The 26,793-nt window shown below is 74.4% G+C and carries 22 protein-coding genes; 7 read left to right on the top strand and 15 right to left on the bottom strand.

Annotated features, from left to right (window positions below):
* Positions 1-15 precede the first annotated feature (15 nt).
* The 7 genes from ACFYZE_RS22490 to ACFYZE_RS22460 all read right to left on the bottom strand — a co-directional run bounded on the left by ACFYZE_RS22490 (position 16) and on the right by ACFYZE_RS22460 (position 8,030).
* Positions 16-1,287, bottom strand: a complete 1,272-nt coding sequence (locus ACFYZE_RS22490; protein WP_388996817.1) for a glycosyltransferase — start codon at positions 1,285-1,287, stop codon at positions 16-18.
* Positions 1,284-2,249: a glycosyltransferase gene (locus tag ACFYZE_RS22485; protein WP_388996815.1), complete on the bottom strand. Its 966-nt coding sequence runs from the start codon at positions 2,247-2,249 to the stop codon at positions 1,284-1,286. The genes ACFYZE_RS22490 and ACFYZE_RS22485 overlap by 4 nt, the downstream gene beginning before the upstream one ends.
* Entirely contained in the window at positions 2,246-3,478 is a 1,233-nt protein-coding gene (locus ACFYZE_RS22480; RefSeq protein WP_388996812.1) for a glycosyltransferase family 9 protein, read from the bottom strand. Before ACFYZE_RS22480 ends, ACFYZE_RS22485 begins: the two co-directional genes overlap by 4 nt.
* The gene (locus tag ACFYZE_RS22475) at positions 3,475-4,179 is read right to left on the bottom strand and encodes a D-glycero-alpha-D-manno-heptose-1,7-bisphosphate 7-phosphatase (protein ID WP_388996809.1); all 705 of its coding nucleotides are present in this window, start codon (positions 4,177-4,179) and stop codon (positions 3,475-3,477) included. The genes ACFYZE_RS22480 and ACFYZE_RS22475 overlap by 4 nt, the downstream gene beginning before the upstream one ends.
* Positions 4,176-5,264: a glycosyltransferase family 2 protein gene (locus tag ACFYZE_RS22470; protein ID WP_388996806.1), complete on the bottom strand. Its 1,089-nt coding sequence runs from the start codon at positions 5,262-5,264 to the stop codon at positions 4,176-4,178. The genes ACFYZE_RS22475 and ACFYZE_RS22470 overlap by 4 nt, the downstream gene beginning before the upstream one ends.
* Complete coding sequence (locus tag ACFYZE_RS22465) at positions 5,264-6,925, bottom strand: carbamoyltransferase (protein ID WP_388996803.1); 1,662 nt, start codon at positions 6,923-6,925, stop codon at positions 5,264-5,266. The genes ACFYZE_RS22470 and ACFYZE_RS22465 overlap by 1 nt, the downstream gene beginning before the upstream one ends.
* A gap of 142 nt (positions 6,926-7,067) precedes the next feature.
* Entirely contained in the window at positions 7,068-8,030 is a 963-nt protein-coding gene (locus tag ACFYZE_RS22460; protein WP_388996800.1) for a UDP-glucuronic acid decarboxylase family protein, read from the bottom strand.
* A 462-nt stretch (positions 8,031-8,492) separates the two neighbouring features.
* Here ACFYZE_RS22460 and ACFYZE_RS22455 point away from each other — a divergent pair, with 462 nt between their 5' ends.
* Complete coding sequence (locus ACFYZE_RS22455) at positions 8,493-10,244, top strand: glycoside hydrolase family 15 protein (RefSeq protein WP_388996797.1); 1,752 nt, start codon at positions 8,493-8,495, stop codon at positions 10,242-10,244.
* Between the two features lie 20 nt (positions 10,245-10,264).
* Here the strand turns inward: ACFYZE_RS22455 and ACFYZE_RS22450 are convergent, their stop codons facing one another.
* The 5 genes from ACFYZE_RS22450 to ACFYZE_RS22430 are packed head-to-tail and all read right to left on the bottom strand — an operon-like array spanning position 10,265 to position 14,527.
* The gene (locus tag ACFYZE_RS22450) at positions 10,265-10,756 is read right to left on the bottom strand and encodes a DUF1360 domain-containing protein (protein WP_388996794.1); all 492 of its coding nucleotides are present in this window, start codon (positions 10,754-10,756) and stop codon (positions 10,265-10,267) included.
* A 31-nt stretch (positions 10,757-10,787) separates the two neighbouring features.
* Positions 10,788-11,777 (bottom strand): DMT family transporter, encoded by a 990-nt coding sequence (locus tag ACFYZE_RS22445; protein ID WP_388996791.1) that lies wholly within the window; start codon positions 11,775-11,777, stop codon positions 10,788-10,790.
* Between the two features lie 46 nt (positions 11,778-11,823).
* The gene (locus ACFYZE_RS22440) at positions 11,824-12,621 is read right to left on the bottom strand and encodes a polysaccharide deacetylase family protein (protein ID WP_388996788.1); all 798 of its coding nucleotides are present in this window, start codon (positions 12,619-12,621) and stop codon (positions 11,824-11,826) included.
* A gap of 21 nt (positions 12,622-12,642) precedes the next feature.
* Positions 12,643-13,668 (bottom strand): DMT family transporter, encoded by a 1,026-nt coding sequence (locus tag ACFYZE_RS22435; RefSeq protein WP_388996785.1) that lies wholly within the window; start codon positions 13,666-13,668, stop codon positions 12,643-12,645.
* 7 nt (positions 13,669-13,675) lie between these two features.
* A complete protein-coding gene (locus tag ACFYZE_RS22430; protein ID WP_388996782.1) occupies positions 13,676-14,527 on the bottom strand; it encodes an SDR family NAD(P)-dependent oxidoreductase in 852 nt (283 codons plus the stop codon).
* Positions 14,528-14,894: 367 nt separating this feature from the next.
* On the opposite strand from ACFYZE_RS22430, the gene ACFYZE_RS22425 reads away from it, so the two are divergent.
* Positions 14,895-15,959, top strand: a complete 1,065-nt coding sequence (locus ACFYZE_RS22425) for a galactosyldiacylglycerol synthase (protein ID WP_388997247.1) — start codon at positions 14,895-14,897, stop codon at positions 15,957-15,959.
* Between the two features lie 114 nt (positions 15,960-16,073).
* On the opposite strand, the gene ACFYZE_RS22420 is transcribed toward ACFYZE_RS22425, so the two are convergent.
* Positions 16,074-16,520 (bottom strand): SPW repeat protein, encoded by a 447-nt coding sequence (locus tag ACFYZE_RS22420; RefSeq protein ID WP_388996780.1) that lies wholly within the window; start codon positions 16,518-16,520, stop codon positions 16,074-16,076.
* A gap of 209 nt (positions 16,521-16,729) precedes the next feature.
* Positions 16,730-17,536 carry an SGNH/GDSL hydrolase family protein gene (locus tag ACFYZE_RS22415; protein WP_388996777.1) on the bottom strand — a complete coding sequence of 269 codons (807 nt, stop codon included), beginning with the start codon at positions 17,534-17,536 and terminating at the stop codon, positions 16,730-16,732.
* A 478-nt stretch (positions 17,537-18,014) separates the two neighbouring features.
* Here ACFYZE_RS22415 and ACFYZE_RS22410 point away from each other — a divergent pair, with 478 nt between their 5' ends.
* The 5 genes from ACFYZE_RS22410 (at position 18,015) to ACFYZE_RS22390 (ending at position 25,353) form a co-directional block, all read left to right on the top strand.
* Positions 18,015-18,374 (top strand): STAS domain-containing protein, encoded by a 360-nt coding sequence (locus ACFYZE_RS22410; RefSeq protein WP_388996774.1) that lies wholly within the window; start codon positions 18,015-18,017, stop codon positions 18,372-18,374.
* The gene (locus tag ACFYZE_RS22405) at positions 18,371-19,342 is read left to right on the top strand and encodes an anti-sigma factor RsbA family regulatory protein (RefSeq protein WP_388996771.1); all 972 of its coding nucleotides are present in this window, start codon (positions 18,371-18,373) and stop codon (positions 19,340-19,342) included. The genes ACFYZE_RS22410 and ACFYZE_RS22405 overlap by 4 nt, the downstream gene beginning before the upstream one ends.
* Positions 19,343-19,543: 201 nt before the next feature.
* On the top strand, positions 19,544-20,407 hold the full coding sequence (locus ACFYZE_RS22400; RefSeq protein WP_388996768.1) for a LysR family transcriptional regulator: 864 nt from the start codon (positions 19,544-19,546) through the stop codon (positions 20,405-20,407).
* A 140-nt stretch (positions 20,408-20,547) separates the two neighbouring features.
* On the top strand, positions 20,548-21,009 hold the full coding sequence (locus tag ACFYZE_RS22395; RefSeq protein WP_388996765.1) for a hypothetical protein: 462 nt from the start codon (positions 20,548-20,550) through the stop codon (positions 21,007-21,009).
* A 9-nt stretch (positions 21,010-21,018) separates the two neighbouring features.
* Positions 21,019-25,353: an HAD-IC family P-type ATPase gene (locus tag ACFYZE_RS22390; protein WP_388996762.1), complete on the top strand. Its 4,335-nt coding sequence runs from the start codon at positions 21,019-21,021 to the stop codon at positions 25,351-25,353.
* Between the two features lie 182 nt (positions 25,354-25,535).
* On the opposite strand, the gene ACFYZE_RS22385 is transcribed toward ACFYZE_RS22390, so the two are convergent.
* Positions 25,536-26,342, bottom strand: coding sequence for a LuxR C-terminal-related transcriptional regulator (locus ACFYZE_RS22385; RefSeq protein ID WP_388996759.1), 807 nt, complete (start codon positions 26,340-26,342; stop codon positions 25,536-25,538).
* Positions 26,343-26,793: the final 451 nt, after the last annotated feature.

Raw genomic sequence — 26,793 nt, 5'->3', positions numbered from 1 at the left:
GCGGACGGTGCGTGATCACACCACCCCCGTGGCGGCGGGCTGGGCCTCCAGGACGGAGCAGTACGTCGCCTCGGTGGCCGCGGCGACCCGTCCCCAGCCGTACCTGCGCAGCACCCGACGGCGGCCCGCCGCGCCGCACGCCTCCCGCTTCTCGGGGTCGGCGAGGAGTTCACCGACGGCCCGGGCGAGGGCCTCGGGGTCGCGCGGCGGCACCAGGCGCCCGGTGGTCGGGTCGGAGACGGTGTCCAGCTGGCCGCCCACCGCGCTGGCCACGACCGGCCTGCCGCAGGCCATGGCCTCCAGCGGGACGATGCCGAACGGCTCGTAGTCCGCGGGGCACACCACCACGTCGGCCGCGCGCAGCAGCGGCGGCACATCGCGCGGCGCCACACCGCCCTTGAAGATCACCCGGTCGGCGACGCCGTGCTCCTCGGCGATGCGGCGCAGCCGGCGCACCTCCGGGTCCTCGTCCAGCCGGTCCGCCGACGGCCCGCCGACGACGACGAGTTCCGTCTCCGGCAGCAGGGCCAGCGCGGCCACGGACACCGCCGCGCCCTTGCGCGGCACCAGGCGGCCCAGCTGGAGCAGCCGGTGCCGGCGGGTGCCGCGCTGCGCGACAGGACCCTTCGGCGTGAACAGCTCGGCGTCCACCCCGCACGGCACGATGCTGACCTTCCCGGCGGGTATGCCCATCCTGCCCAGCTCGACGACCTCGTCCCGGCACGTGGCGATCACCCGGTCGCAGCCGAGGCCCACCTCCGTCTCGTACGCGATCCGCCGCGGCGGGCTGGTGTCCGCCAGCTGCTGGTGCCGTCGCTTCACGGTGCCGAGCGCGTGGTACGTGTGCAGCAGCGGCAGCCCCAGCTCGCGGACGGCCCGCAGCGACGCGAGCCCCGACATCCAGAAGTGCGAGTGCACCACGTCCGGCGCCCGCACCCGCCAGACTCCGGCCAGGTAGCGCCCGAAGTCGGCCATGTAGGGCAGCAGTTCGTCCTTGGGCAGCGGCTCCGGCGGACCCGCGGGCACATGGCGTACCTCGACCCCTTCGCGCAGCGGCACCCGGTCCGGCAGGTCCTTGTCGTCGCGGCGGGTGTACACGGTCACCCGGTGACCCCGGTCGGCCAGCGCCCCGGCCAGGCAGGCGACGTGGACGTTCTGCCCGCCGGCGTCCACCCCGCCCAGGGTGGCGAGGGGACTCGCGTGTTCCGAGACCAGTGCGATCGACAGGGAACCGGGGCCGTCGGCGTCGACGGTGCCGGGCTGGATGGGGTGCAGGGATGAGGTCATGAGCGCGCCTCCGTCATCACGCGCTCCCAGTCGTCCAGGAAGCGCTTCAGCCCGTACCGGCCGAGGGCCGCCTGGCGGGCACGGGAGCCGGCCTCGGCCGCGGCCTCGGGTTCGTGCAGGTAGTGCCGGGCTGCCCGGGCCAGGAGGTCGGGCCGGGTGGACAGCACGCCCGCGCCCTGCGGGACCGCCTCGACCACCTCGGTGGTGGCGAGCGCCAGGACGGGCATGCCCAGGTGCATGGCTTCCAGCAGCGACAGGCCGAGGGAGGTCCAGCGCACCGGATGGAGATAGAACCGGCGCTGCGCCATCGCCCGGTGCAGCTCGGCCTGCGGCAGGTCCGCACTTCGGCACTGCTCCTCGGGCAGCCCGAGATGGCCGGCCAGACCCTCAGTGCGCATCCCGAACACATCCAGCGGCGCCGCCTCCGCCAGCGCGGGCAGCAGGTCCGTACCGGTGTAACGGCCGCGCCGCACCGGCTCGTTGACGACGACGGCCCCGCGGGCGAGACGGCCGGTGTACTGGTGCCCCGGGTCGACGATGCCGTGCTCGATGACCTCGGTGCGCGTTCGGCCGCAGTCCCAGAACAGCCGGTTGAAATGGGTGACGTGAACCAGCGTCAGGTCGCCCCGGTCGGCGAAGGGGTGCCGGGTGTTCGGCACGTCGCCGTCCGGGGCGTTGTGCTCCAGGTAGACGGCGGGTATGTCGCGGCCGGGGCGGCGGCCGCCGAGCCAGCGCTCGGCCAGCTCCAGTTCGTGCGGCCGTTGCAGGACGACCAGGTCCACCTCCGCGTCGCGCAGCTGTTCGGGGGTCGCCTCGCGCACCGAGGACGGCCAGGAGAACGTGCGGGCCCGCCCCAGTCCGTCGGGGTCACGGCCGGGTGTCACCGGAACGAGGTAGGTGTGGGGACCCTGGACGAACGCCGTCGTCCAGGAGCCGTGCACATGCCACAACAGGATGTTCATACGGTCGCTCCTCGTTCCGTCTCGGGACCGCGGCCGGGACCGGACACGTCCTCCGCCGGGCCGCACGCGTCCCCGGGCCCTGCCACGTCCTCGGAGCCGGACGCGTCCTGCGGGCGGGACGCGTCACGCGGTCCGGGCGACGCGTCCGTGGCGAGATCCGCTCGGTCCGTCTTCCGCGTCCGGTCCGCGTCATGCATCGCCGTGGGCCTTCTCTCACAGAGCGCCGCCACAGCGGCCAGCACCTCGGCATCGCTCACGCCGTCGAGACACGGGTGTCCCGGCACCGGGCAGTCCCGGGCGCGGGTCGCCGCGCACGCCGCGCTCTGGTCCCCGAGCAGGACATGCGGGACGCCGTACGGGGCCCAGCGCTCGGCAGGTACGACCGGCGCGAACAGGGAGGCGACCGGGGTGCCCACCGCGGCCGCCAGATGCGCCGGCCCGGTGTTGCCGACCAGCGCCACCCGCGCCCGGGCCAGCACACCCGCCAACTGCCGCAGATCGGTGAGGCCGCCGAGGTCCAGCCCGTGCGATCCGGCCACCTTCGCGGTCAGCTCCCGTTCCCCACGGTCCCCGGTGACCACCACCCGATAGCCCTCGGCGGCCAGGGCGGCCGCGGCCCGCGCCGCCCGCTCGGGGCTCCACGCCCGGGCCGGCACCGCTGCACCGGGGTGCAGCACCACGTACGGCTCCGACCCGGTGAGGTGAGTGGTGTCCGGCGGCGTGGTGACCCGCAGCGCCCCCTCGTCGCCGGGCGGCAGCGCGAAACCGGCGTCCCGCGCCAGGTCCAGCGTCGCCAGGGCCTCGTGCCGCCGCGGCAGCCGGCGGTGCCGCAGGTCGAGCAGGGCGCCCGGATAGTCCTCGCTGTCGGCGGCCGTCCAGCCGACCCCGGCCAGCTTCAGCAGCAGCGCGATCGGCAGCGGACTCTGGTGGTACGAGACGAGCACCAGAGCGCGGTCGAAGCAGCCCGCGGTCAGCGTCTGAAGGAGCCGCCGCGTCGCCGCACGGGAGACCGGCGCCGGTTCGAGGCCAACCCACGGGGCGTCGTACTCCAGTACCTCGTCCACGCCCGGCAGTAGCTTCGCCGCCTGCACCCCGCGGGGACCGCACAGCATCGCCGTGTGCGAGGAACCGGCCGCCACGGCACGCACGGCGGGCCCGGCCAGCAGCACGTCGCCGGCGCTGTCGAGGCGCACCACCAGGGTGCGGGGAAGGCGTCGGGTGTCCGTCATCGTGCCTCCCCCGCGATCGAGGCGGCGCACGGCCCGTGACCGGGGCCGTCCTCCGGACCCAGCACCAGGCGCACCGCCGCCAGCAGGTCGCCGGCCGTGGTCTCGGCGACCTCGATCTCCTCCGGGAGGGTGACGGGGGTCGGCACCAGCACGCCGTGGGCGCCCGCCGCCCGGGCGGCCCCCATGTCCGCGCCTATGTCCCCGATGACGACGGCGCGCTCCACCGGGACGCGGAGCCGTGCGCAGGCGGCCACCACCAGGCCCGGCGCCGGCTTGCGGCAGCCGCAGCCGTCACCCGGGCCGTGCGGGCACACCGCCCACACGTCGAACGGGCCGAGCAGTTCCTCCACCCGCCGCCGCACCGCCTCCACCTGAGTGCGCGTCAGCAGACCGCGGGCCACGCCGGACTGGTTGCTGACCACCCCGACGGGGATGCCTCGCGCACGGACGGCGTCGACCGCCTCCCGCGCCGTCGGCATCGGCACGACCCGTGCCGGGTCACCGTTGTAGGGCACATCGGACACGAGGGTGCCGTCCCGGTCGAACAGCACCGCCGCCGGCAGGGTGCCCCCAGCCCGCGGTCGGCCGCCGGTGCCCCCAGCCCGCGGCCGGCCGCCCTGGGGGCCGTCGAACAGCCACGGCCCGGTCGCCGACGGCACGGCGGCCTCGGGGCGACGCGGCGGCAGCGGGCGTTCGCTCATGGGTGCACCCGTTCCTCGAACGACCGGCTCCGCACCGGCGGTTGCGAGCCGGCGTCGTGTGCGTCGTGCGGCGGCTCTCCACGGTGGACGATGTGACCGCGCAGCCAGTGCCAGGTGGCGGCGGGCGGGATCAGCACGCTGGTCAGCGCCATGGTGGCCACCTCGTCCGGGGTTCGCGGCCCCGGGCCGATCCGTGCCAGGGCGAACTCGGCGGTCCCGGCCAGCCAGCCGGCGGCACAGACCGCGGCGGCCCGGGGCCTGCGCAGGGCCGCGCAGGCGAGGGCCGACACCGCCGCTCCGGTCACCGCCAGATGACCGGGCAGCCGTCCTCGTGGCGCTCCCGCCCTGCTCCACCACCCGGGGCCGTGCAACCGGGTCATCAGCACGTCGTCCGTGTTCCCCGCCTGCAGGCGCACCGAGACCCAGCGGTCGGCCGGGCGCACCGGGTGCGTGGTCGTCCGGGACCCGGAGGTCACCGTCCACCCCGCGGCCTGCACTCGCAGGGCGAGGTCCGCGTCCTCCCGGAAGGCCCGGCGGAACCGTTCGTCGAAGCCGCCGACGGCCTCCAGGGCCGTACGCCGGTAGGCCATGTCGGCGGTGATCCACCGCGCGGTGGCGAGGCCGGCGGTGTTGCGTTCCCAGTCGGTGGGCCGGCGGTCGGACGGCAGCGGCACATCGATCCGGGCGGTGATCGCGCCCGTGAGTTCCGTCGCCTCCGCCAGATCCAGGGCGAGGTCGTCACCCCAGGTACGGCCGGGCACCACGTCGTCGTCGAGGAACACGATCCAGGGGATCCGCCCGGCCGCCCGCCACCCGTCGTTGCGGGCCGCGGCCGGCCCCCGGGCACGGCCGCGCACCACACTGGTGACCGGGTGCAGCGGCCCCGGAATGTCGACCGTGAGCGGCTCGCCCTCGCCACCGGGGCGGTCGTCGACGAGGACGACCCGCACCGGCCGCGGCCCGGACGCCTCGGCCAGCGCCCGCAGGCACGCACTGAGGCTGGGCCGTCCCAGCGTCGGTATCACCACCGCGTACGCGTCGTCGGCGTGGACGGTGGTCACCATGTCGTCTCCGCGCTCCGCCATCACGTGCTCCTCGCGTCGGCGCCGCGGAAGAAGTCCCCTCGCCGCACCGCGTACGGGCCGATGGCGAGGAGATCGACGGGGGAGGAGCCGAAGCACTCCAGCGCGTCGCGCGGATCGTCCACCATGGGCCGGCCCGCCGTGTTGAGGCTGGTGTTGACCACCACGGGCAGCCCGGTGAGCCGTTCGAACTCATCGAGCATCCGGGCGACCAGCGGCTCCTTGGCCGGGTCGACGGTCTGGATGCGGGCCGTGCCGTCGACGTGCACGACCGCCGGGATGCGGTCCCGCCACACCTCGGCCACGTCGTGCACGAACAGCATGAACGGGCTGGGCAGCGGACCGTCGAAGATCTCAGAGGCGCGGTCGGCGAGCACCATCGGCGCCACCGGCCGGAACTGCTCGCGGCCCTTGACGTCGTTGAGCCGCTCCAGGTTGCCCGCGTGCCCTGGGTGGGCCAGCAGCGAACGGTGCCCAAGCGCCCGGGGACCGTACTCGGAACGGCCCTGGAACCAGGCCACGATCCCGTTGTCCGCGAGGGTCTCGGCGACGGTCCGGGCGATGTCCGCAGGCCGCTCGAAGGGCACCGCCGCCGTCTTCAGCCATGCCCCGAGCTCCGCGTCCGACCAGTCCCGGCCCAGATCGGCGCCCGGCATCGGCTCCGGCTCGTCCCCCTGCCCGGCAGCCAGCAGCAGCGCCCCGCCCAGCGCCGTGCCCGCGTCACCGGCCGCGGGCTGCACCCACACCCGCGAGAAGGGCCCCTCGCGGGCGATCCGCGAGTTCGCGACGCAGTTCAGCGCGACGCCCCCGGCGAGCGTGAGCACGTTGTGGCGCGTCCTGCCGTGCAGCCAGCGCACCAGGTCGAGCAACGTCTCCTCCAGCACGGCCTGGGCGCTCGCGGCCACGTCCGCGTGGTCCTGCGTCCACGGCTCGTCCGGGCCGCGCGGTGCGCACAGCTCGTGCCAGGGCACCCCGGTGGCGTGGAAGCCGCCGTCACCCGTGGGGTACACATGGCGGCGCAACTCGGCGAGCATGCGCGGACGGCCGTGCGAGGCGAGCGCCATCACCTTGAACTCGTCGGACGACCTGAGGAACCCGAGGTGTTCGGTCAGCTCCTCGTAGACCAGCCCCAGGGAGTGCGGCAGTTCCTGCGCGTACAGGGGCTCGAGACGGTCCCCGACCCGGCGCGCGGCCAGGTGCGAGGCGCGTTCCCCGCGGCCGTCCAGGACCAGTACGGAGGAGTCCCCGGCGTCGGGCGCGGCGAAGGCGCTGGACGCGGCGTGCGCCATGTGGTGCGGCACGAAACGGACGATGCCGGGGTCGAGGCCCGGCAGCGCGGCCTTCAGGAAACCGGGAGCCTCGCGGGCGTACGTCTGCCGCAGATGGTCCCAGGGGTCGTCCAGACCCATCGCCTCGGCCGGGCGGGCGAGATCCGGATCGTAGGAGTAGACGACGGCGTCGAGGTCCTGGGGGCGCAGTCCGGCGCGCCCGAGGCACCACGCGGCGGCCTTCTCCGGCAGTTCCCAGGCGGAGAACGGCACCGGCCGCTTGCCGTGCTTGCGCCGGGAGAACCGCTCCTCCTCGGCGGCGGCGACGGTCCGGCCGTCGATCACCAGGGCGGCGGCGGGGTCGTGGAACAGAGCGTTGATTCCGAGGATGCGCATGGGGTTCCGAGGCCTTTCGGCGGTAGAGCCGGACGGAAGCGGGTGGTGAGGGGGCGGGCGCGGGGCGGCGTGTCCGGTACGGGGCTCGAACGGCGGGGCGTGTCCGCTGTCGCGGGGCGCGGCCGGCAGGCGGGCGCGCGGGTCAGCCGCGGGAGGTGGCGCGGAACCAGTCGATGGTGCGGCGCAGGCCTTCCTCGGCGTCCACCTGCGGCTCCCAGCCGAGCTTGTCGCGGGCCAGCGTGATGTCGGGGCAGCGCACGGCCGGGTCGTCCGTCGGCCGCTCGATGAACCGGATCTCCGACGTCGATCCGGTGAGGCGGATGACCAGACGGGCGAGCTCCAGCATGGTGATCTCGGAGGGGTTCCCGATGTTCACCGGGCCGCGCATACCGTGCGCCGCCGCCGCGAGAATGCCCCGGACGGTGTCGTCGACGTAGCACAGGGACCGCGTCTGGCGTCCGTCACCGGTGACCGTCAGCGGCTCACCGGCGAGCGCCTGCCGCACGAACGTCGGAACCGCGCGGCCGTCGTGCCCCCGCATCCGCGGACCGTAGGTGTTGAACAGCCGAACGATGCCGGTGTCGGTGCCCTTCGCCTCGGAGTGCGCGGTGGTCAGGGCCTCACCGAACCGCTTGGCCTCGTCGTACACGCTGCGCGGCCCGACCGGGTTCACATGCCCCCAGTACCGCTCGTCCTGCGGGTTCTGCTGCGGGTCCCCGTAGACCTCGGAGGTCGAGGCGAGCAGGAAGCGCGCGCCCGAGCTGTGCGCCAGGTCGAGGGCGTTGCGCGTACCCAGGCTGCCGGTGTCCATCGTGTGCAGGGGCAGGCGCAGATAGTCCGCGGGCGACGCGGGCGAGGCGAAGTGGAGTATGAGATCGGGCTTCCGGTCGACGGTCAGCCCCTCCGCCACATTGCCCCGCACCAGCGTGAACCCGGGCCGGTCGAGCAAGGGCGCCACGTTCTCCGGCCGGCCGGTGCTGAAGTCGTCCACGCAGGTGACCGAGGCGCCCGCGTCCAGCAGGGCGGCGCACAGGTGGGAACCGACGAAACCCGCGCCGCCGGTGACGACGGCGTGGTCCCAGTGCCGTGACAAAGGGCTGACCATTGAAGAACTCCTCCCTACGCGGCGACGGCTCGTCGGGCACCTGTTCCGGGCGCCGGGCCGCTGACGTCGCGGAAGACCGTCGAGTACCCCGATCAGCGTCCGTCGCCGCGGCGCCGGTGGCTCGGTGGTGTACGTCATCCGAGTGAGTGACACAGGGTGAGGACCCGCGGTATGCACGCGCCCCGACGGGCACGGTGGCCGCGTCCACGGGCGCCCGTGGCGGTGCGGCGGGGCGCAGCGGAGGCACCGGACGGGACGGCGGACGTCGCCGGGTCGTTGACATGCGGCACCGGTTTCCCCACTGGTCGCAGCCCAACCACCGGATTTCTCCCGTCGTCCGGGGACGCTTCTCACACACTCGGCGCCAATGCCGCAGCTCAAACCGGGTAGCCGTACGGCCTGAGGTCCCTGCGACCCCGCAGGCCGCGCGCCCACAGTCGGCCGAACCAGGAGGCAGCACCCATGAGCACATTGTTCCGGCCGCACGCGCTGCACGACTACGCGTTGCTGGCCGACGGGGAGCGCGGCGCGCTGATCGGCCCCTGCGGCGACATCGGCTGGCTGTGCTCACCCGGCTGGCACAACGACGCCGTCTTCGCCTCGCTCATCGGCGGCGGCGGTGTCTACGCCATCACGCCCACGGCCCGCCATGTCTTCGGCGGCTACTACGAGGAGGGAACCCTCATCTGGCGCAGCCGCTGGGTCACCACCGACGGCCTCGTCGAGTGCCGGGAGGCCCTCGCCTTTCCCGGCGAAGCCGGCCGCCTCGTGCTGCTGCGGCAACTGCACGCCGTCGACACGGTGGCCCACGTACGGGTCCTGCTCGAGCCGCACGGCGACTACGGCCGCTCCTCACTGGCCTCCGCCCACCGCACCGACGACGGCGTGTGGTACCTCACCTCGGGCGCCCACCGTCTGCGCTGGCAGGGCGCCCCGTTCGCCGTCGCCCGCGGCCAGGGCCTGACGGCCGAGATCGTGCTGAAGCCCGGCGAACGCCACGACCTGGTCCTCGAGTGCTCCGCCTCACCCCTGCCCCGCACCGCGCCGCGGGCCGCCGAGGCCTGGGCCGCGACGGAACAGGCCTGGCGCGAGGCCGTACCCGCGCTCGACCACACGATCGCCCCGCGCGACGCCCGCCGCGCCTACGCCGTCCTGCGCGGCCTGACCACCCACGGCGGCGGCATGGTCGCGGCCGCCACCACCAGCCTGCCGGAACGCGCCGAGGCGGGGCGCAACTACGACTACCGCTACGTGTGGATCCGCGACCAGAGCTACGCCGGGCAGGCCGCGGCCGCCACCGGCGCCCCCGAACTCCTCGACGGGGCCGTGCGCTTCGTCGGTGAGCGGCTGCGGGAGGACGGCCCGCGACTGGCCCCCGCCTACACGGTGCACGGCACCCCCGTCCCCGGCCAGAGGGAACTCGACCTGCCCGGCTATCCCGGCGGTTTCAGCCGTGTCGGCAACCACGTCAGGGAACAGTTCCAGCTGGACTGCTTCGGCGAGGCGCTTCTGCTGTTCGCGGCGGCCGAACGCCGGCAGCGGCTGGACGCCGACGGGTGGAAGGCCGCCGAGATCGCGGTGCGCGCCATCACCGAGCGCTGGCGGGAGCCGGACGCCGGGATCTGGGAACTGGACTCCCAGTGGTGGACCCACAGCCGACTGACCTGCGTCGCCGGGCTGCGCGCCCTGGCCGCCGCGGCCCCCCGCCATCCGCTCTCCGACCACTGCGCCCGGTTCGCCGACACCCTCCTCGACACCACCGCGCAGCGCTGCCTGCACCCCGACGGCCGCTGGCAGCGCACCCCCGACGACCCGGAGACCGACGCCGCCCTGCTGCTGCCGGCCGTACGCGGCGCCCTGCTCCCCGACGACGACCGCACCCGCGCCACCCTGGCCGACTGCCGTCGCCGACTGGCCCAGGACCACTACATCTACCGCTTCCGGCACGACGAACGCCCCCTCGGGGAGGCCGAGGGGGCGTTCCTGCTGTGCGGGTTCGTGATGGCGCTCGCCGAGCACCAGCAGGGCCGGCTGATCGACGCCCACCGCTGGTTCGAACGCAACCGTGCCGCCTGCGGGGCGTCCGGCCTGTACGCGGAGGAGTTCGACATCGCCCAGCGGCAGCTGCGCGGCAACCTCCCCCAGGCGTTCGTCCACGCCCTGCTGCTGGAGACCGCCGCACGGCTGGCCGAGGATCCCGAGGGGCACGGCTGACGCCGGGACAGGCGCCCGCGTCAGCCCTCGGCCGCCTCGGCCGTCGCGCTCCACCCGTACTGCAGCAGGTCCGACACCGTGACGGCGGTGAGGCCCGCGCACACCAGCCGGGTGGCCCTCGGCGCGGCGGTGTAGGAGCACACCAGCGCCCCGGCCACCCACGCGGACGTGCAGAACGGGCAGGACAGCAGGTCGCCCACCGCGCGCCGCACACCGCTGCCGCGCGCCTCGTCCATCACCTCGTTGGCCGTGCTGTCGGACTCCCGCCGGGTGAACGGCGCCCGCAGAAAGCTGGTCACCTTGTCCTTGGTCAGCAGCCGGGACGCCTTGAACGTCGCCGTTCCCAGCAGAGCGACGTCCCACGGCGGCACCTGCTGCGGCAGCCGCAGACCCCGGCGGCGTGCCACCGCGGCGAACAGCGCGGCACCCGCCGTGAACGTCGTCGCGAGGAGCGCGTAGCCCGCCAATGGCGTGTCGCCGCTCTGGTCGTAGCGCGTGTCTTCCACCGTCATACGAATGCCTCCCTAGCGGCCCGCCACCGGGTCAGCCTTCGCTTTCGGGCCGCTCTCCCGTGGGCCCCCGTCCCGGCCGGGTGCGCGGACCCCGGCTGTTCCAGCCCTCGTCCTCCTGCGGCTCCGAGTCCCCGTGGCCCCCGCCCACAAACGCCTGCCGGGGGTCGGCCTCCGCCGCCTGGACCCTCGACACCACGCGGCTCAGTCTCACCACCGCCCATACGATCAGGGCGACGCCGATGGCCTCGGGCAGCAGCCACCAGCCGGTCCGGATCCGCTCGTCGAACAGGGTGATGCCGAGCAGCAGGCTCACCGTGGCGTCCCCGATGGTGAGCGCCGGCTGGGACGCGGTCAGCCAGCCCGCCTGGAGCGCGTTCTCCAGCAGCAGGATGGCGCTGACACCGGTGAGCGCGAAGCCGTACGTCTGCCAGGACTGCAGGAAGGCGACGATGCCGCCGTCCGCGAACCTGCCCGTGGCGGACTTCAGCAGCGCCGCGGTCAGGGCGTTGCCGACAGCGGAGGCCGCGGCCAGCACGGCGGCCCGGAACAGCGGCGGGCGCCCCGGGCGGGCGATGACGACGGCGGTGGCCATCGCACCCAGGCAGGCCGCGAGGACCGGGATCCAGCGCACCATGGACGCCTGGTCCACCACTCCGGAGGGAGCGGCGGAGCCGAGGACCAGGGCAAGGCCCATGACGACACCGGTGATCGCCCACCAGGCCGCCGCCGGCAGCCGTCGCTGCATCAGGGGAGCGGCGATCATCAGTGCGAACGGCAGCTCCAGCACGAACAGCGGCTGCACCAGTGCCATCGGCCCGTTGACCAGGGCGAGCGCCTGGAACAACGCGGCGCCGACGACACCGCCGATGCCGATCACCCAGGCCGGCCGGTGGGCCAGCTCGATCAGCAGCCGCAGGCCGCCGCCGCGCGCGACCGTGGACGCCGCCTTGCGCTGGAACGCGGTACCGACCGCATTGCTGGCGGCACCCATGACGGCGAACAGCGCGGCGAGAAGGATCACTCCTCCAGCATGCCCCCGGACGCCCGGAGCAGGCGGCCTCCGGGCGTCAGGCGCTGCGGACGCGCCCCGCCGCCTGCCGCGCCCTGGACTCCTCCGCGCCGGCTCCCACAGCGTGCTCGCGGAGCGGCCCCACCGACAGCCCCGCCGCACGGCAGTCGTCCACGATGCCGGGGAGCGCCCCGAGCGTCGCACGCCAGCAGCCGACCGCTGCGGCGTGGTCCGAGTCGTGCAGCAGCAGGGTGCCGCCACCCCGCAACTCCGTACCGGCCGTGGCGCGTACGGAGGCAGGCGTGGCGTCGGCCCTCCAGTCCTTGCCCCAGGCCGTCCACAGCACCGGTCGCAGGCCGGCCCGCCGGGCCGCCGCCCAGCGTCCCGACGTGAGGATCCCGTACGGCGGCCGGTACCACAGGGGCCGACGGTCCGCCGCGTCGTGGACCGTGTCCACCGTCCGGACCAGGTCCGCCGTGTCACGGGCCGGAGACGGCAGCCAGGGCCTGCCGTGGCTCCAGCCGTGCACGGCGAGCTCGTGCCCCCGCTCCGCGATCTCACGGGTCAGCGCCGGACAGCGCACGACACTCTCGCCCAGCACGAAGAACGTCGCCCGGACGCCGAGGTCGTCCAGCGCGTCGAGGAAGTGCGGCGTGGAGCCGGGATCGGGCCCGTCGTCGAAGGTGAGAGCGATGTGATCGGGGCGGCCCACCCCGGCGAGCCCGGGGAGGAAGCGGTTCCGCAGGCCGGGCAGCCAGGTGGCGGCAGGGCCGATGTGCGCGGCCGCGACCGCCGCGACCGGCGCCAGGAGGGCCGCAGCGCGCCCGCCGGCAGAGGGACGGTGAGGACGAGTCATCGGGCAACTGCCTCCTTGTCGTCAGGCACCCGGGGCTTCGCCGGGTTCCGGGCCGTCGTCGTGGGGGACGGGATCGTCGTCAGGGGCCGGGCTGCTCCCGGTCCGGTCCTGGCCGGCGGCCGACGGCCTCCCCGGCACCCGCTTCCGGGCCTCGGGACCCGGCCCGTCCCGGCCGTTCGGTGCCGTGTCCCAGGCACCGCCGGCCCACGGGGCGCCCGCCAGTCCGATACTTCCCGCACCGATGAGCGCGAAGCCGAGCACCTCGGGCAGCACCCGCACCCCGAGGGCGATCTGCTCGTCGAACAGCGCCGATCCCAGCGCCACCCCGACCATCGCGTCCCCGAGGGTCAGAGCCGGCTGCGACGCCGTCAGCGACCCGGCCCGGAACGCGCTCTGCAACAACAGGAAGCTGACCACGCCGATCAGCGCCGTCACGTACGGCGGCCACTGCGTCAGCACCGCCCCCACGCCCTGCGGGAGCCGTCCCATGACCTCCTTCAGCAGCGCTGCCGTGGCGGCGAACGACACCGCGCTCGACAGCCCCAGGAGCGTGGCACGCGGTGCGCCCCGAACCGCGCGGGCCGAGACGACCAGAGCCACCACGGCGCACACCACGGCGACCCCCGCCGGAAGCCAGCGCCCCGGCAGGGCCGTGGTCCGGCCGGAGGAGGGCGCCGCCACCCCCAGGAACAGCGCCAGGCCGGCGGCGAGGGCGGTGAACGCCAGCCAGGTGCGCCGACTCGGGCGAGCGCGGAAGACGACGCCGCCGACGGCCAGGGTGAACAGCAACTCGGTGGCCAGCAGAGGCTGTACGACGGCGAGACTGCCCACGGCCAACGCGGCCGCCTGGAACACGGTCGACAGTGCCAGCAGCCCGGCCCCCGCCAGCCAGTACGGACGCCGCAGCACATGACCGAGCCAGCGCACCGCCTGACGCACCCCGCGGCCGCCCACGGGCGAGTCCGTCGCCGCACGCCGTTGCAGCACGGAGGCCGAGGCGTTGGACAGCGCCGTGAGCAGCGCGAGTACGACGGTGAGAGCGCTCACCCGCCACTCATCCGAACGTGGCGGCGAGCCGCCGGTACAGGCCGGGCGCCGCACCACGGATCCGGGCGGGCAGCCGCAGCCAGCGGGGCACGTACACCTCGTCCCGGCCCCGGCTCACCGCGCACCAGACGGCGTCCGCCACCCGCTCGGGCGGCACCAGCCTCGGCCTGGACCTGCGGTAGGGCACACCCCGGCGCTCGAAGAAGGGGGTGTCCACCACACCGGGGACCACGAGGCTGACCCGCACCCCGGTACCGCGCAGTTCGTAGCGCAGGGCGTCGGCGAACGCCGCCAGCGCCGCCTTGGCCGCGGAGTAGACGGCCTCACCGCGCACGCCGACCGCACCCGCAAGCGATCCGACGATCACCACATGCCCGGAACCCGCTTGGACCATATGGGGGACGAGCTGCCGTACCAGATGCAGTGTGGCGAGCAGATCGACGTCGATCACCTCGTCGATGGCGCGTGGGGGCATGGTGCTGAACTCGCCGGCCCAGCCGATACCGGCGCACGCCACCAGCAGGTCCACGCGGCCCATCCGCTCCAGGGCGAACTCGGCCAGCTGCCGGCCGGCTCCGGGACGGCTGAGATCCGCCGGGTAGCCGATGGCCGCAGCGCGGTCGGCGACCTGCGCCAGACGGGTCGCGTCCCGCCCGTTCAGCACCAGGCGCCAGCCGCCCTCGGCGGCCAGCCGGCGCGCGACGGCTGCCCCGATACCGGAGGAGGCGCCGGTCACCAGTGCCGTGCCAGGGTGCGCCGCCCGGTCACCGGTGTGCCGGGGCGCGGTGCCGGCGGAGGGGGACGGAGCGTCCGCGGAGAGGGCGGGGACGGATCGAGGAGGGGAGGGAGCATGGGACATGGCGGCGACCTCGGCTCGGCTGCGACGGCGAACACCGGACGGAACGGGTGGCGACGGCTGTCGGTCGGGTGCTCCTGGCTTCGAGCACTCCTGCGCCGACAGGGTTGAAGCGGACGAGCGGACGGTGAGTATCCCGCTCGCCGCACCGCGAAACCCGCAAGGCGTGTTTGGAAAATGCGGCTTGGGACAATCAGTACCAGTGCGTGCATTTTCCCCCGTGCCTCGACGGCGAGCGACGCGAGCGGCCATGAAGCATGCCCGCCGCCCGGCGGCCGAAGTAGCCCGTTCGGCGGGATCGGCCACCGCCCCGGCGGCCCCGCCTCCGTCCCCCGGCGGCTCCCGGCGGATCCTGATCGTGAGCGCGAGTATGGGCGCCGGGCACGACACGGTCGCCGGGGAACTCGCGCGGCGCGCACGGGGGCGCGGCCATGAGGCGGACGTCGTCGACGTCCTCGCTCTCCTGCCGTACGGCCTCGGCGCGGGACTGCGCCGCTTCTATCAGTCCTCGGTCCGGCACTTCCCGTGGGTGTACGCCTTCCTCTACCGCACGTTCCTGCGTCGGGGCCCCGGCCGCCGCCCCAGCGGTGTCCCCCTGGCCCGCCTCGCGGGCAGCCGCCTGACGGACCTCGTGGACCGCACGGGCGCGGATGTCGTCCTCCCTGTCTTCCACCTGGCGGCGCAACTGACCGGCCACCTCAGGTCCCGGGGCCGGCTGCGGGTGCCGAGCGCCGTCTTCCTGATCGACTTCGCGGTGCACCGGCAGTGGCTCCATCCGGGCAACGACCGCTACTTCTGCCTCACCGACGAGGCCGCCCGTGAGGTACGGGAGGACATCGCCGTCCCCGCCGAGACGACCGGACCGGCCGTGGCCCCCGAGTTCCTCAGTCCGGCTCCGGCCGCCGCACAGTGGTCCGGGCGCCTCGCCCGGTCTGCTCCGGGGCGGGCCCCGGTGATCCTCTCCGCGGGTGCCTGGGGGGCGGGCTCACGTCTCTCCTCCACCGCCGGCCTACTGGCCGCACACGGCTTTCTCCCGGTCGTGCTGTGCGGCCGCAATGAGGTGCTCCGCAAGCACCTCGCCGAGATCCCTGGGGTTCTCGCGCTCGGCTGGGTCGCCGACATGCCCGACCTGATGCGTGCGGCCGGTGCCCTGGTGGACAACGCCGCAGGCCAGACTGCCGTGCAGGCTCTCGCTGCGGGCCTGCCGGTGGTGGGATACCGCCCACTTCCGGGCCACGGTGAGGAAGGCGTCCACCGGATGGCCGCGCTCGGTCTGACGGAGGTGGCCACGACGGAGTCCGAGCTGCTCGATGCGCTGAACCGCCTCACGACCCCCGGTCCCGACCGCGACCGCCGCGTCGCTCACGCCCGCACGCTGTTCCGCGCGGACGTCCTGACGCGGGTGATGGAGCTCCTGGGCGCCTCACACGAGTGAGGCGCCCAGGCGGGCCGTCCACCGGGGCGCCGTGCGCCGAGACAGCCGGAAGCGTGCCGGTGCGCGAGTCACGTACACCGGCACGCTCACCGTGGGCCGTGCCGTACCGCGGTCTCACTGAGGAGCGCGGCGGGCGACGCCGATGGTCAGGCCCATGGCTGCCAGGCCCAGCGCAGCCGTCACCGCACCCACCGCGACGTTGTTCGCGATGATGCCGGCCCGCGCGCTGTGCGTGGCGGTGACCACCCAGGGGGAGATGATGAGCCACACACCGAGCGGGGCGACCACCCAAGCCAGGCGGAGCATGCGCTCGGGCACCAGGGTCATACAGAGCCCGATCAGGCCGACGGCGAGGCCGACGATCAGGTTGTTGACGGTGATGAAGGGCGTACCGGAGAAGTGCACGACCCAGGGTGATATCGCGGCGTAGACACCCGCCAGGAGGATCATCCCTTCAAGGGCGATCGCCCCGCCGCTGGCCGCCGTGCGCTCGAGCCGTTCCCGCATCTCCGCTATCTCGGGATGCGTGCCCATTCCACTGGAGTGCTGCGGATACGACATCGCTGTGCCTCTCGACGAGGATTGATTTTTTCCTTACATACACAGTTCCCCCATTCAGGTGGATGTACCCAGTTTTGCGTTATTCGCGGTCGTGGCGTCTCCGTACCCCTCCACGTGGCGGCGCTCCGGGCCGCTGCCCCGCGCGATGAGGACGTTCCGGCCACCGGATGACGCGCAGATCCCGCCGGGCGGGCGAGCCCGGGCGAGGTTCACGCGGTGCGGTTCAGGGCGGGGAGGTAGGCCTGGGACTGCCCCTTTTCGGTGGGGTGGTACGACTCGGTGGGGGCAAGCCAGTTCACGCTGTGGAGCCATGGGGCGGAGGAGCAGATCTCGTGGCCGGTGAAGGCGCCGGTGACGTCGACGTAGGTGAACCCGTGGTGCGTGGCCCGTTCGTCGATGACCTTGTCGAGGCGGTCGACAGCACCGTTGAGGGCGGAGCGGGTGGTGTCCGCCAGCCCCGCCTTGCAGCTGCCGTTGAGCTGGTACAGGTGCGGGTAGCCGAGGACGACGACATGGGCGTGGGGGGCTTTGGCCCGGATGGCGGCGTAGAGGCGGTCGAGGTCGCCGGGGAGGGCGCTGTCGATGCGGTCGAGCGCTTCCTTGACGGCGTCCAGGCAGGTCCCCGAGCCGTGCAGCACACAGGTCGTCATCACATGGGAGAAGCCGGCGTCACTGCCGCCGACGGTGATGGTGACCAGCCCGGTGCGGGCGTTGAGCGACCCGAGCTGACGGCTCAGCACGTCGAGGGCGCGGGCGCCGTTGCAGGCGGTGAAGTCGAAGCTGGACGGCGCGTGGGCCGCGGCCCACAACGCGGGGAAGGAGTGGCTGCTGCGCAGACAGTCGGTGCTGGAGGTGAGATAGCTGCCGGCACCGACACCGGCGGAGTAGGAGTCGCCGAGGGCGACGTACCCGGTGGCGTACCCCCGAGGCGCGGCGTGTGCCACGGGAGTTGCGGTGAGGGTGCAGACGGCGGTGAGGAGCGAGCACAGTCGGGCGGCGATACGCGAGGGTCTCATGCATTCCGCTTACCACCGCGCGCCGGGCCCCGCTGCGGTGCCGTCGGCGACGCTCGTCCCGGTTGAGAGGCGGCGGCACCTGTGCTCGTGCGGCTCGGTCGCCCGGCGCAGGCCTCGTACGCCGCTGAAGCCCGCGGCGGCGCGCGGTCTCCCGGCCACGGACGGCACCCGATCAGCCGCCACTCGACCGGCGGCGTTTGCGTGCCGCGTCCGGGGAACACGCCGACCGGGGCAGCCGGCACGGTCGCCCACCGGGCACTCGGCTGACCGGCGCCCGCCACCGGGCGGGGCGCAGGGGCGATTGCCCCTCTCGGTGCCCGGGCGTGCGGCGTGCCCGGCACGGAGGCCGGGCGATGACAAGCGCCGCCGTGGCTGTTTTGGCCCGCGCCGTGTGCCGCCCGCGGTATACCGCCGCGTGCCGTCGCCGGGCCGTAGGCCATACTGGCCGGGTTCCGGAGCAGCCGCGCGAGGTGGAGACATGGACACACCACAGGGCAGGCGGCAGGCGGCCTCCCAGCTCCTGCCGACGGCCGAGTTGAAGGGCGGCCTGCTACCGGACCGGGCCGGGATGCGGGCGACGGGTGAAATCAGCCTGGCGACGCAGCCGGTGTGGGAGCTTCTGCTGGAGGAACTCGTGGACGGGGACGAGCCGGTGTGCCATCTGGAGCTCTCCGGGGTCACCTTCATCGATGTGCGTGGCGCCGCCTCTCTCGCGGCGGCGGCCGAAGCTCTGGGGGAAGGGCGGCGCATCGTGCTGTGGCAGCCTCCGGCGAGTCTGCGGCGAACGCTGGAGTTGTTCTGGCCCGGGCTGTCGGTGATCGAGGTGGCGCAGTCATGACTGGCACGAAGGCGGACGACCGTTTCTGGCACCCCGCCCTGTTCTACTCCGGCCGCGACGAGTACCTGGCCGGCACCGTGTCGTTCGTTCAGGAAGGGCTGGCCGCCGGGGAGCCGGTGGCCGTGGCCGTGCCGGGCGACAACCTGCGTCTGCTGCGGGACGCGCTCGGCGAACGCGGCGAGGCCGTCCAGTTCCTGGACATGACCGAGGCCGGGCGCAATCCGGGACGGATCATCCCCCGGGTGCTGCGCGGCTTCGCGGACGCCCACCCCACGGGCCGGGTACGGATCATCGGGGAGCCCATCTGGGCCGGACGCACCGCGACCGAGTACCCCGCGTGTGTGCAGCACGAGGCCCTGATCAACGCGGCCTTCCGCGGCCGGGCCGTGAGCATCCTGTGCCCGTACGACACCTCCCGGCTGGATTCCGCGGTGCTCGCCGACGCGCACGCCACCCACCCGACGGTCATCGAGCGCGGCCAGGAGCGCGCCAGCGGCACCTACGCGCCCGAGCAGGTCGTCAGCCGGTACAACCAGCCCCTGCCTCCCGCGCCGTCCGGCGCCGCCGAGTATCCCTTCGACGCCGCGGCACTGCCCGCCGCCCGCCACTTCGCCACCGAGCAGGCGTCAGTGCTGGGCCTGGCGAAGCACCGGACGGCGGACCTGGAGCTGGCGGTGGCCGAGCTGACCACGAACAGCGTGGTGCACGGCGGCGGTCGGGGCACCCTGCGCCTGTGGGCGGAGGCCGGGCAGTTGGTGTGCGAGGTCAACGACGCCGGGGTGCACACCGATCCGCTGGCCGGGCGCATCCCTCCGCCCTCCGCCCGGCCCGGCGGCCGGGGCCTGCTGCTGGTGAACATCCTCGCCGACCTGGTCCGCCTGCACACCGGCCCGGCCGGCACGACCACCCGCATCTATCTCGCCACCGAGCAGTCCGCCCACGAGGCTCACCGAGCATCCGCCACCTGACCCTGCGTCGACACCGCTGCGGCGAGGGGAAGATGCTGTACCGGCGTCCGGGGCGCGGCCCAGGCGGCAGCCGCTCGGCGGCCGCCACGCCACGGTGCTCGGGATGATGGCGACCCGCGCGGCACGATGCCTGATATGACGGTCACGCCCGAGGCTGACCGAACAGGCTGACCGAACGGGTTGACACGGGAGGAGGCGGCCATGGATCTCCGGCAGATGGAGGTCGTTGTCGCGGTCGCCGAAGAAGGAGGGTTCAGCGCGGCGGCACGGCGGTTGCACGTGGTGCAGTCAGCGGTGTCCACCACGGTGCAGTCCCTGGAGCGCGAGTTGGGCACACCGCTGTTCCAACGCACCACTCACCGGGTGTCGCTGACCCCCGCGGGCGAGGCATTCCTGTCGGCCGCGCGCGCCACCCTGCTAGCGGCCCAACAGGCCCGTACGGCCGTCGATCCCTTCAAGGACGCACTGCGCGGCGAGATCACCGTGGGTGTGATGCAGGGCCTGTTCACCGGTCTTGCCCAGGCACTGGCCGACTTCCACCGCGAGTACCCCGCGGTGACGCTCAGGCTGCGCCAGGCCCCCATCGGCGACATCCCGCAGACACTGCGCGACGGCAGCGTGGACCTTGCCGTCGTCGCCCTCGACACACCCCGGCTGCGGGGACTCACAGCCCGGTTGCTGGCCCAGGAGGACATGGTGCTGGTGACAGGGCCGGCCACCGGTGCCCCGTTGCCCCGGCGGCCGGTGACCCTGGCCGAAGCAGCCCGCCTGCCGCTGGTGGACTTCCCCCCGGGCTGGGCGATCCGGCACGAGGTCGACAAGGCCTTCCGGGCGGCCTCGCTCGAACGCGCCACCACCTTCGAGGTGAACGACGTGCTGGCGGCGACCGACCTGGTCCGGCACGGCTTGGGCGTGTGCATCATGCCCCCGTCGCTCGCCTCCCGGTTCCCCGATCTGCCGGTACGCCCGTTCGCCGGACAGGCACCGGCGTGGACGGTGAGAGTCGTCCACCCGCAGGGACAGACGCCTCCCGCCGTCGCCGCGCTGCTGCGCCACATCACCTGACCCGTCGCCGGCTGCTGCTCACCCGGCCCGTCGCGGCGCTGCCGCGCACATCGCAGATGACCAAGACCTGGGGATGGCCGGCGTCGACGCGGGAACCCGGGCCCCGCAAGAAGGCGATGTCACCACAGATGAGGTGAGTCATGGCAGAGCAGAAGTCGCCGTCCCTGCCGATGCCGCTGAGGGCCGTTCCCCGGCCGGTGCGCGGCGCGGCCTCGGCCCTGGGCCGGCTTCCCGGCGCCGGGACGGTGGGCAGGGCGGCCGAGGGAACGCTCGAGAAGGTCGGAGCCGTGTCGCCGCGGGGGCGGCGCCTGGCGGTCTACGCCGGGGCCGGAGTGCTCGGCGCCGTGGGCGTGGTCGAGTGGCCCCTCGCCCTCACCGGCGCGGCGGTGGCCTGGCTCACGCAGCCCCGGCCGCAGGCATCCGGGCAGACTCCGGCCCGGGTGTCCGGGAGCGAGGGGACAACCTCCATCGCGACCCGGCCAAGGGCGTCCCGGGCGAAGAAGCCCACGGCCTCGGCCCCCGCACCCGAGCCATCGAAGAAGCCTTCGGCGTCCTCCGGACGCGGTGGCTCCGGCACGCGCCGCGCCCGTACCACCGGCTGAGGGCGCGTCATGGTTCTTGCGCTGCTGACGAGGCCTTCCACCACCGCTGGACGTATCGTTCCGGCGGCGGTCCACCTGTTCGAACGGTCGGCCCCGACCGCCGTGGGCGCGGCCGCGGGAGCCGTGGCCCAGACGGCGCGGGCGGGGGTGCGGAGCGCGGACGCCGCGGTCCGTGTCGCCCGTGTCGCCCGGCACGCGCTACCGGGCCGTCCCCGTCCCTGGCGGTCCGGCACACGGGCGCATCTCGCGCTGCGGCAGGCGGTTCCGGGGGAGGAGCGGCGGGCGGACGGAATCGCGACGAGGGCGCGGCGGGTGGCCGCGGCGCTGGCGGAACACCCGGACGTGGCCTTCGCTTACTGGGACGGTGGGTTGGCCCGCCTGGTGGTGGCCGCGACCGAGGACGCGGTCACCGACCGTGTGGTGGAGGACGCGACCGGCCTCGCGGAACGCCACGGGCTGGTCCGGGCGGACGACCTGCCGGAGGAGTTCCCGCATCCGGCCGGGCCCGCAGGGGTACGGGCCGCCGCGACCGCGCTGGCGGCCGACGTGGCCGGCACCGCGGCCGCTGTGATCGGGTCGGCCCTGCGCCTGCCGCCGTCGCCGCGCCTGGTGACCGCGGCCGTGACACTGCTGCGGGAGAACCCGCGCGTTCGCGACCTGCTGCGCGCCCGGCTCGGCCGCACCGGCATGGACCTGGCGCTGGCCTGGGCGAACGCGGCCGCACACGGCGCCGGCCAGACACCCACTTCCCTGGTGCTCGACGGAGCGCTGCGGTCGTGCCAGTTGGCGGAGACGGTGGCGCGCGCCGCCGCCTTCGACGCGGTCCACGACGAGGTCTGCACGCCGGAGCGGGTCAGCGTGCCCGCCGGCGAGGTTCCACGCCCGCCGCTGCGCACGACTCCGGCCCAGGAGTACGCCTCTCGTGCCTCCACCGGAAGCCTGATCGGAGCCGCGGTGACGCTGCTGGTCAAGCGCAGTGTCAACGAGGCCGCCGAGGCGGTGCTGGCGGGATCGCCGAAAGCCGCGCGCTATGGACCCGGCGCCTTCCAGGCCGTCCTGAGCGGCGCGCTGTCACGGGAGGGCGTGCTGGTGCGCGACCCGCAGCGGCTGCGGCAGCTGGAGACGGCCGGCACGGTCGTGCTGCACCCGAGCGCGCTGCGCACCGAGAGCGGCGAGGCGGATCCCTGGGCCGAGGTGGTACTGGACGTGGCGCGCCGGGCCGGGCTGCGCGTCGTGGTCGTGGACGACCCCGCACTGGAGGAGTTCACCGGCCTCGCCGACCAGGTCGTGGACGCGCGGCGGCCCCTGGACGACGTGGTCCACGGGCTGCGCGGCGACTCCGGCGGCGTCGTCACGGTCGCCCGGCTCGGCTCGGCCGACGAACGCACCGTGCTGGCCGGGCTGCTCGCCGGCGACGTCGCCGTCGCCCTCACGGATCGGGACGCCGCCGTCGTATGGGGAGCGGACGTCCTGGCCGTGCACGGCCTCGCCGACGTGTGGCGGCTGCTGGTCGCGATCCCCGCAGCCCGCGCCGTCGGGCGCCGCGCGCAGACCCTGGCCCGCTCCGGTGCCGCGCTCTCCGGTCTGCTGGTGGCCGTGGGCGAGTCCAAGGGCGGCCGGGGGCGGCGCGGTCTGCTGCCCGGCCTTCGGCACGTTCCGGTCGACGTGAGCGCGGCGACGGCCCTGGTTTCCGGAGCGCGGGCGGCGCTGGGCGTCGCGGCGGCCCGCGCGCCGCACCCCCGTCCGCGCGTGCCCTGGCACGAACTGCCGCCCCAGGAGGCGCAGGCCCGGCTGGCGACCGAACGTGCCCGCGAACCTGATCCGGTCGACCTGGTCACCTCCCGGCTGCGCAAGGCGACGCGCGCCGTCGTACGGTTGCCCGTTCTGGCCCCGGCGCGCTGGACCTTCCAGCTCGCCCGGGCGGTGCGAGGTGAACTCGACGATCCGCTCACGCCGGTCCTGGCGGTCGGCTCCGCCGCCTCCGCGATCCTCGGCTCCGTCGTCGACGCGGCGCTCGTCGTCGGCGCGCTCGACCTCAACGCGCTGGTCGGCGGCATCCAGCGGCTGCGGGCCGAACGGGCGCTGTCCGGCCTGCTCGCCGAGCAGAAGCAGAAGGCACGCGTGGCCCCCGCGCACAAGGACGCGGCGGAACCCGTGCGGACGGTGGACGCCGCCCGGCTCAAGCCCGGCGACGTCATCGAGCTCAAGGCGGACGACGTCGTACCCGCCGACGCCCGCCTGCTCCGGCAGGACGGCCTCGAGGTCGACGAGTCGGCGCTGACCGGGGAGTCCCTGCCGGTCGTGAAGCAGGTGGATCCGACCCCGGGCGCCCCTGTCGCCGACCGCGGATGCATGGTCTTCGAGGGCACCACCGTGGTGGCGGGACACGCGCGGGCCGTCGTGGTGCAGACGGGCGAGAGCACCGAGGCGGCCCGCGCCGTGACGCTCGCCGCGCGCACCCCGCCCTCCGCCGGGGTGCAGGCCAGGCTGCAGGAACTCACCCGCAAGGCACTGCCGCTCACCCTGGGCGGCGGAGCGGCGGTGACCGGACTGGCGCTGCTGCGCGGCACGCCCGTTCGGGAGGCGGTCAGCGGCGGCGTGGCCGTCGCCGTGGCCGCCGTGCCCGAGGGCCTGCCCCTGGTGGCCACGGTCGCGCAGCTCGCCGCCGCCCGGCGGCTCGGGCACCGCGGCGTCCTGGAGCGCACCCCGCGCACGCTGGAGGCCCTGGGCCGGATGGACACCGTCTGCTTCGACAAGACCGGCACCCTCACGCAGAACCGGCTGCGACTGACCCGTGTCGCCGACGCCGACGGCAGGGTGCACGGGGCGACGGAGGCGGCGGTCGCGGGCATCGTGCGGGACGCGGCGCGTGCCTGCCCCCGGCTCAAGGGCGACTCCGAGCGGCCGGTGCACGCCACCGACGCCGCCGTCCTGGACGCCGCCGGTGCCGACCCGCAGTGGGAGCAGGCCGAGGGCCTGCCGTTCGAGGCGGCCCGTGGGTATGCCGCGGCGGTCGGCAGCGCCGCGGACGGCCCGCGCACGCTCGTGGTCAAAGGGGCCCCGGAGACCGTCCTGCCAGCCTGCTCCGCACTGCCGGACCACGCGTCCGCCACGGCCCGGACGCTCGCCGGCGAGGGCCTGCGTGTCCTGGCGGTGGCCAGGCGCACCCTGGGCGAGCACGAGAAGGAGACCGACGTCATCGAACGACCGCTGGACCGACTGGAGTTCGCCGGTCTGCTGGCGCTCTCCGACGCGCCGCGTGAGACGTCCACGGCCCTGGTCCGCGGTCTGCGGGACGCCGGCGTGCGGCCGGTCATGCTGACTGGTGACCATCCGCAGACCGCCCGGGCGATCGCCACCGAACTGGGCTGGCCCGAGGACACCGTCGTGGTCACCGGAGACGAACTCGCCGCCGCGGACCGGTCGGTGAGGATCCGGATGCTGGCCGGCGCGGGCGTCGTGGCCCGGGTCGCGCCGGAGCAGAAGCTCCAGGTCGTCGAGGCCCTGCGGGACGCCGGCCAGGTGGTCGGGATGGTGGGCGACGGCGCGAACGACGCCGCGGCGATCCGCGCCGCCGACGTCGGCGTGGGGATCAGCGCCCGGGGATCGGCCGCCGCCCGCAACGCAGCCGACCTGGTGCTCACCGACGACGATCTTTCCGTCCTGGTCGAGGCGGTCCGCGAGGGCCGCGCCCTGTGGCGCAGCGTCGCCGACGCCGTCGCCATCCTCATCGGCGGGAACGCGGGCGAGATCGGCTTCGGCGCCATCGGCACCCTGCTGTCGGGGACCGCGCCGCTGAGTACGCGTCAGATGCTGCTGGTGAACCTGTTCACGGACCTGTTCCCGGCCATGGCGGTGGCGGTGACGCCGCAGCGGCAGGAGCCCTCGGCGGGGGAGCAGGACGGGGAGGGGGAGGACGACGCCGCATTCGTGGACGGGGTGCCACGGGTCCTCGGGGCGCCCCTGATCCGGCAGATCCGCCATCGCGCACTGACCACCTGCCTGGGTGCGGTGGCGGCCTGGCTGATCGGCCGCTTCACCCCGGGCAGTGCTCGCCGCGCCGGCACGATGGCGCTGTGCGGGGTGGTCGGCACCCAGCTGGCCCAGACCCTGGCCGACCGCCGCGACAGCCCGCTGGTCCGCGTCACGGCCCTCGGATCCGCCGTCGCACTCGTCGCCCTCGTCCAGACGCCCGGCGTCAGCCGTCTGTTCGGCTGCACTCCGCTCGGACCGTTCGCCTGGGCGGGCGTCGCCGCGGCGATCGCTCTCGCGCTGATGGGCCAACGGGCGCTGCCCCGGCTGGAACCGGCCATCGCCCGACTGCTGCCGACGGGACAGGGGTGACGGCCGGCTGGGGAGGTGCGCGGGCGATGCCCGGAGGGCCGGCCCCTCCGGGACCCGCTCTCCCCGTCGACTGACGGATCGCCTCGCCGACACCCGGGCCCGGCGGCATGCCGCCGGACCCGGGCGGGCATCGGGAGGGACCTGCCGGGCCCGCGAGCCCGGCATGATCCGAACGAGAGCCGCTAGCCGCGCTGACGGTGGGACGGGTTCGGGGCGGGGACCAGGCCGAGTTGCTGGGCGCGGAGCACCGTGCTGATGCGGTCCCGGGTGCCCAGTTTCCGGTAGACGTTCTGGATGTGCTTGTGCACCGTCCGGTCGGATATGCCGAGGCGGCGGCCGATGGCGGCGGCGGTCAGCGCTTCCGTGAGCAGCAGCAGGACGGCCGCCTCCCGCGGAGTGAGATCACAGTCCGCGGCCATGTCCTGCGGAGCACCAGGAGCAACGAGTCGCTGCCAGCGTTCCAGGAGTCGCCGCTGCTGGTCGACGGCCGCCAGCAGGGGCTGCACCCGCCGGGCGAAGCCGACCTGGTCGTCGGTGAAGTCCGATCCCGAGCGGTAGACGAGACACCCGGTGATGGGAGTGGTCGCCTCGGGCAGCGGGATCGCCAGCACATGGTCCATGTCGAGCGCATCGTCGACCAGACGTGCGGTCGCACTCGCGGACCAGGCCGCACCGAGCATCCGGCCGGCTGTGACCGGCGCGCGCTCGCGATCGCTCCCGTAATGCGCCGCGAAGGGGAACCCGGCGCGCAGCAGCCCCAAGGCCTCGTCGTCGAGTAAGTCCAACGCCGCTGCCGCCTCGGGCGCCGTACCGATCGTGCCGGCACTCTCGCTCCAGTCGTCCAGCTTGTAGATCAGGACCTCGCCGCCGCACACATCCGGCAGCGTGGCGGCCATCAGGGGCCACAACCGTCCGGGTTCGCGTTCGTGGAGCGCCGCCGTGGCAAGCGACAGCATGCGTTCGTAGGCCGCGTCCAGCCCCTGTGCCATGTGCCCTCTCCGCTCATCCGGTCGTTCGTCGTACGCAGTTCTACCCATACCGGTGCGGCCCCTCGCTGATCCACACTCCAACCGAAGCGACATCGACGTTCCCGGACGCGCTCCGGCCCACGGGCGCCGGGCGGTTGCGGCGGAGTGGATCAGGCGACCGGGGGGTGCCTGATCCGGCTCATGGGGTCGATGGCGAGTGGCCCACCAGGGTCCGTGCGGGCCGGCGGCATAGGGGAACGCCGGCCCGCACGGCTGCCGCGATCCCGTGACTCCTCGCTCCTCCCGGCCCGCCGCCCGGCGATTGTCTCCACCGAGCTCGGCCCCTGACCCCGGGCTGCCGTATCCGGTCCGCACGTCGCGGTGCGGGGCCATTGTCAGTGGCCCCTCCTACGGTGTGAGCAGTGGGACCCGCCGGAAAGGCCGCGGGTCCGCTCTTGGGGAGGGGTCTGTC

The sequence above is a fragment of the Streptomyces sp. NPDC001796 genome (assembly GCF_042892355.1).
Lineage (GTDB): Bacteria > Actinomycetota > Actinomycetes > Streptomycetales > Streptomycetaceae > Streptomyces.
The sequence above is the reverse complement of the archived record's forward strand: the minus strand, read 5'-3'. Positions and strand labels throughout refer to the sequence as shown.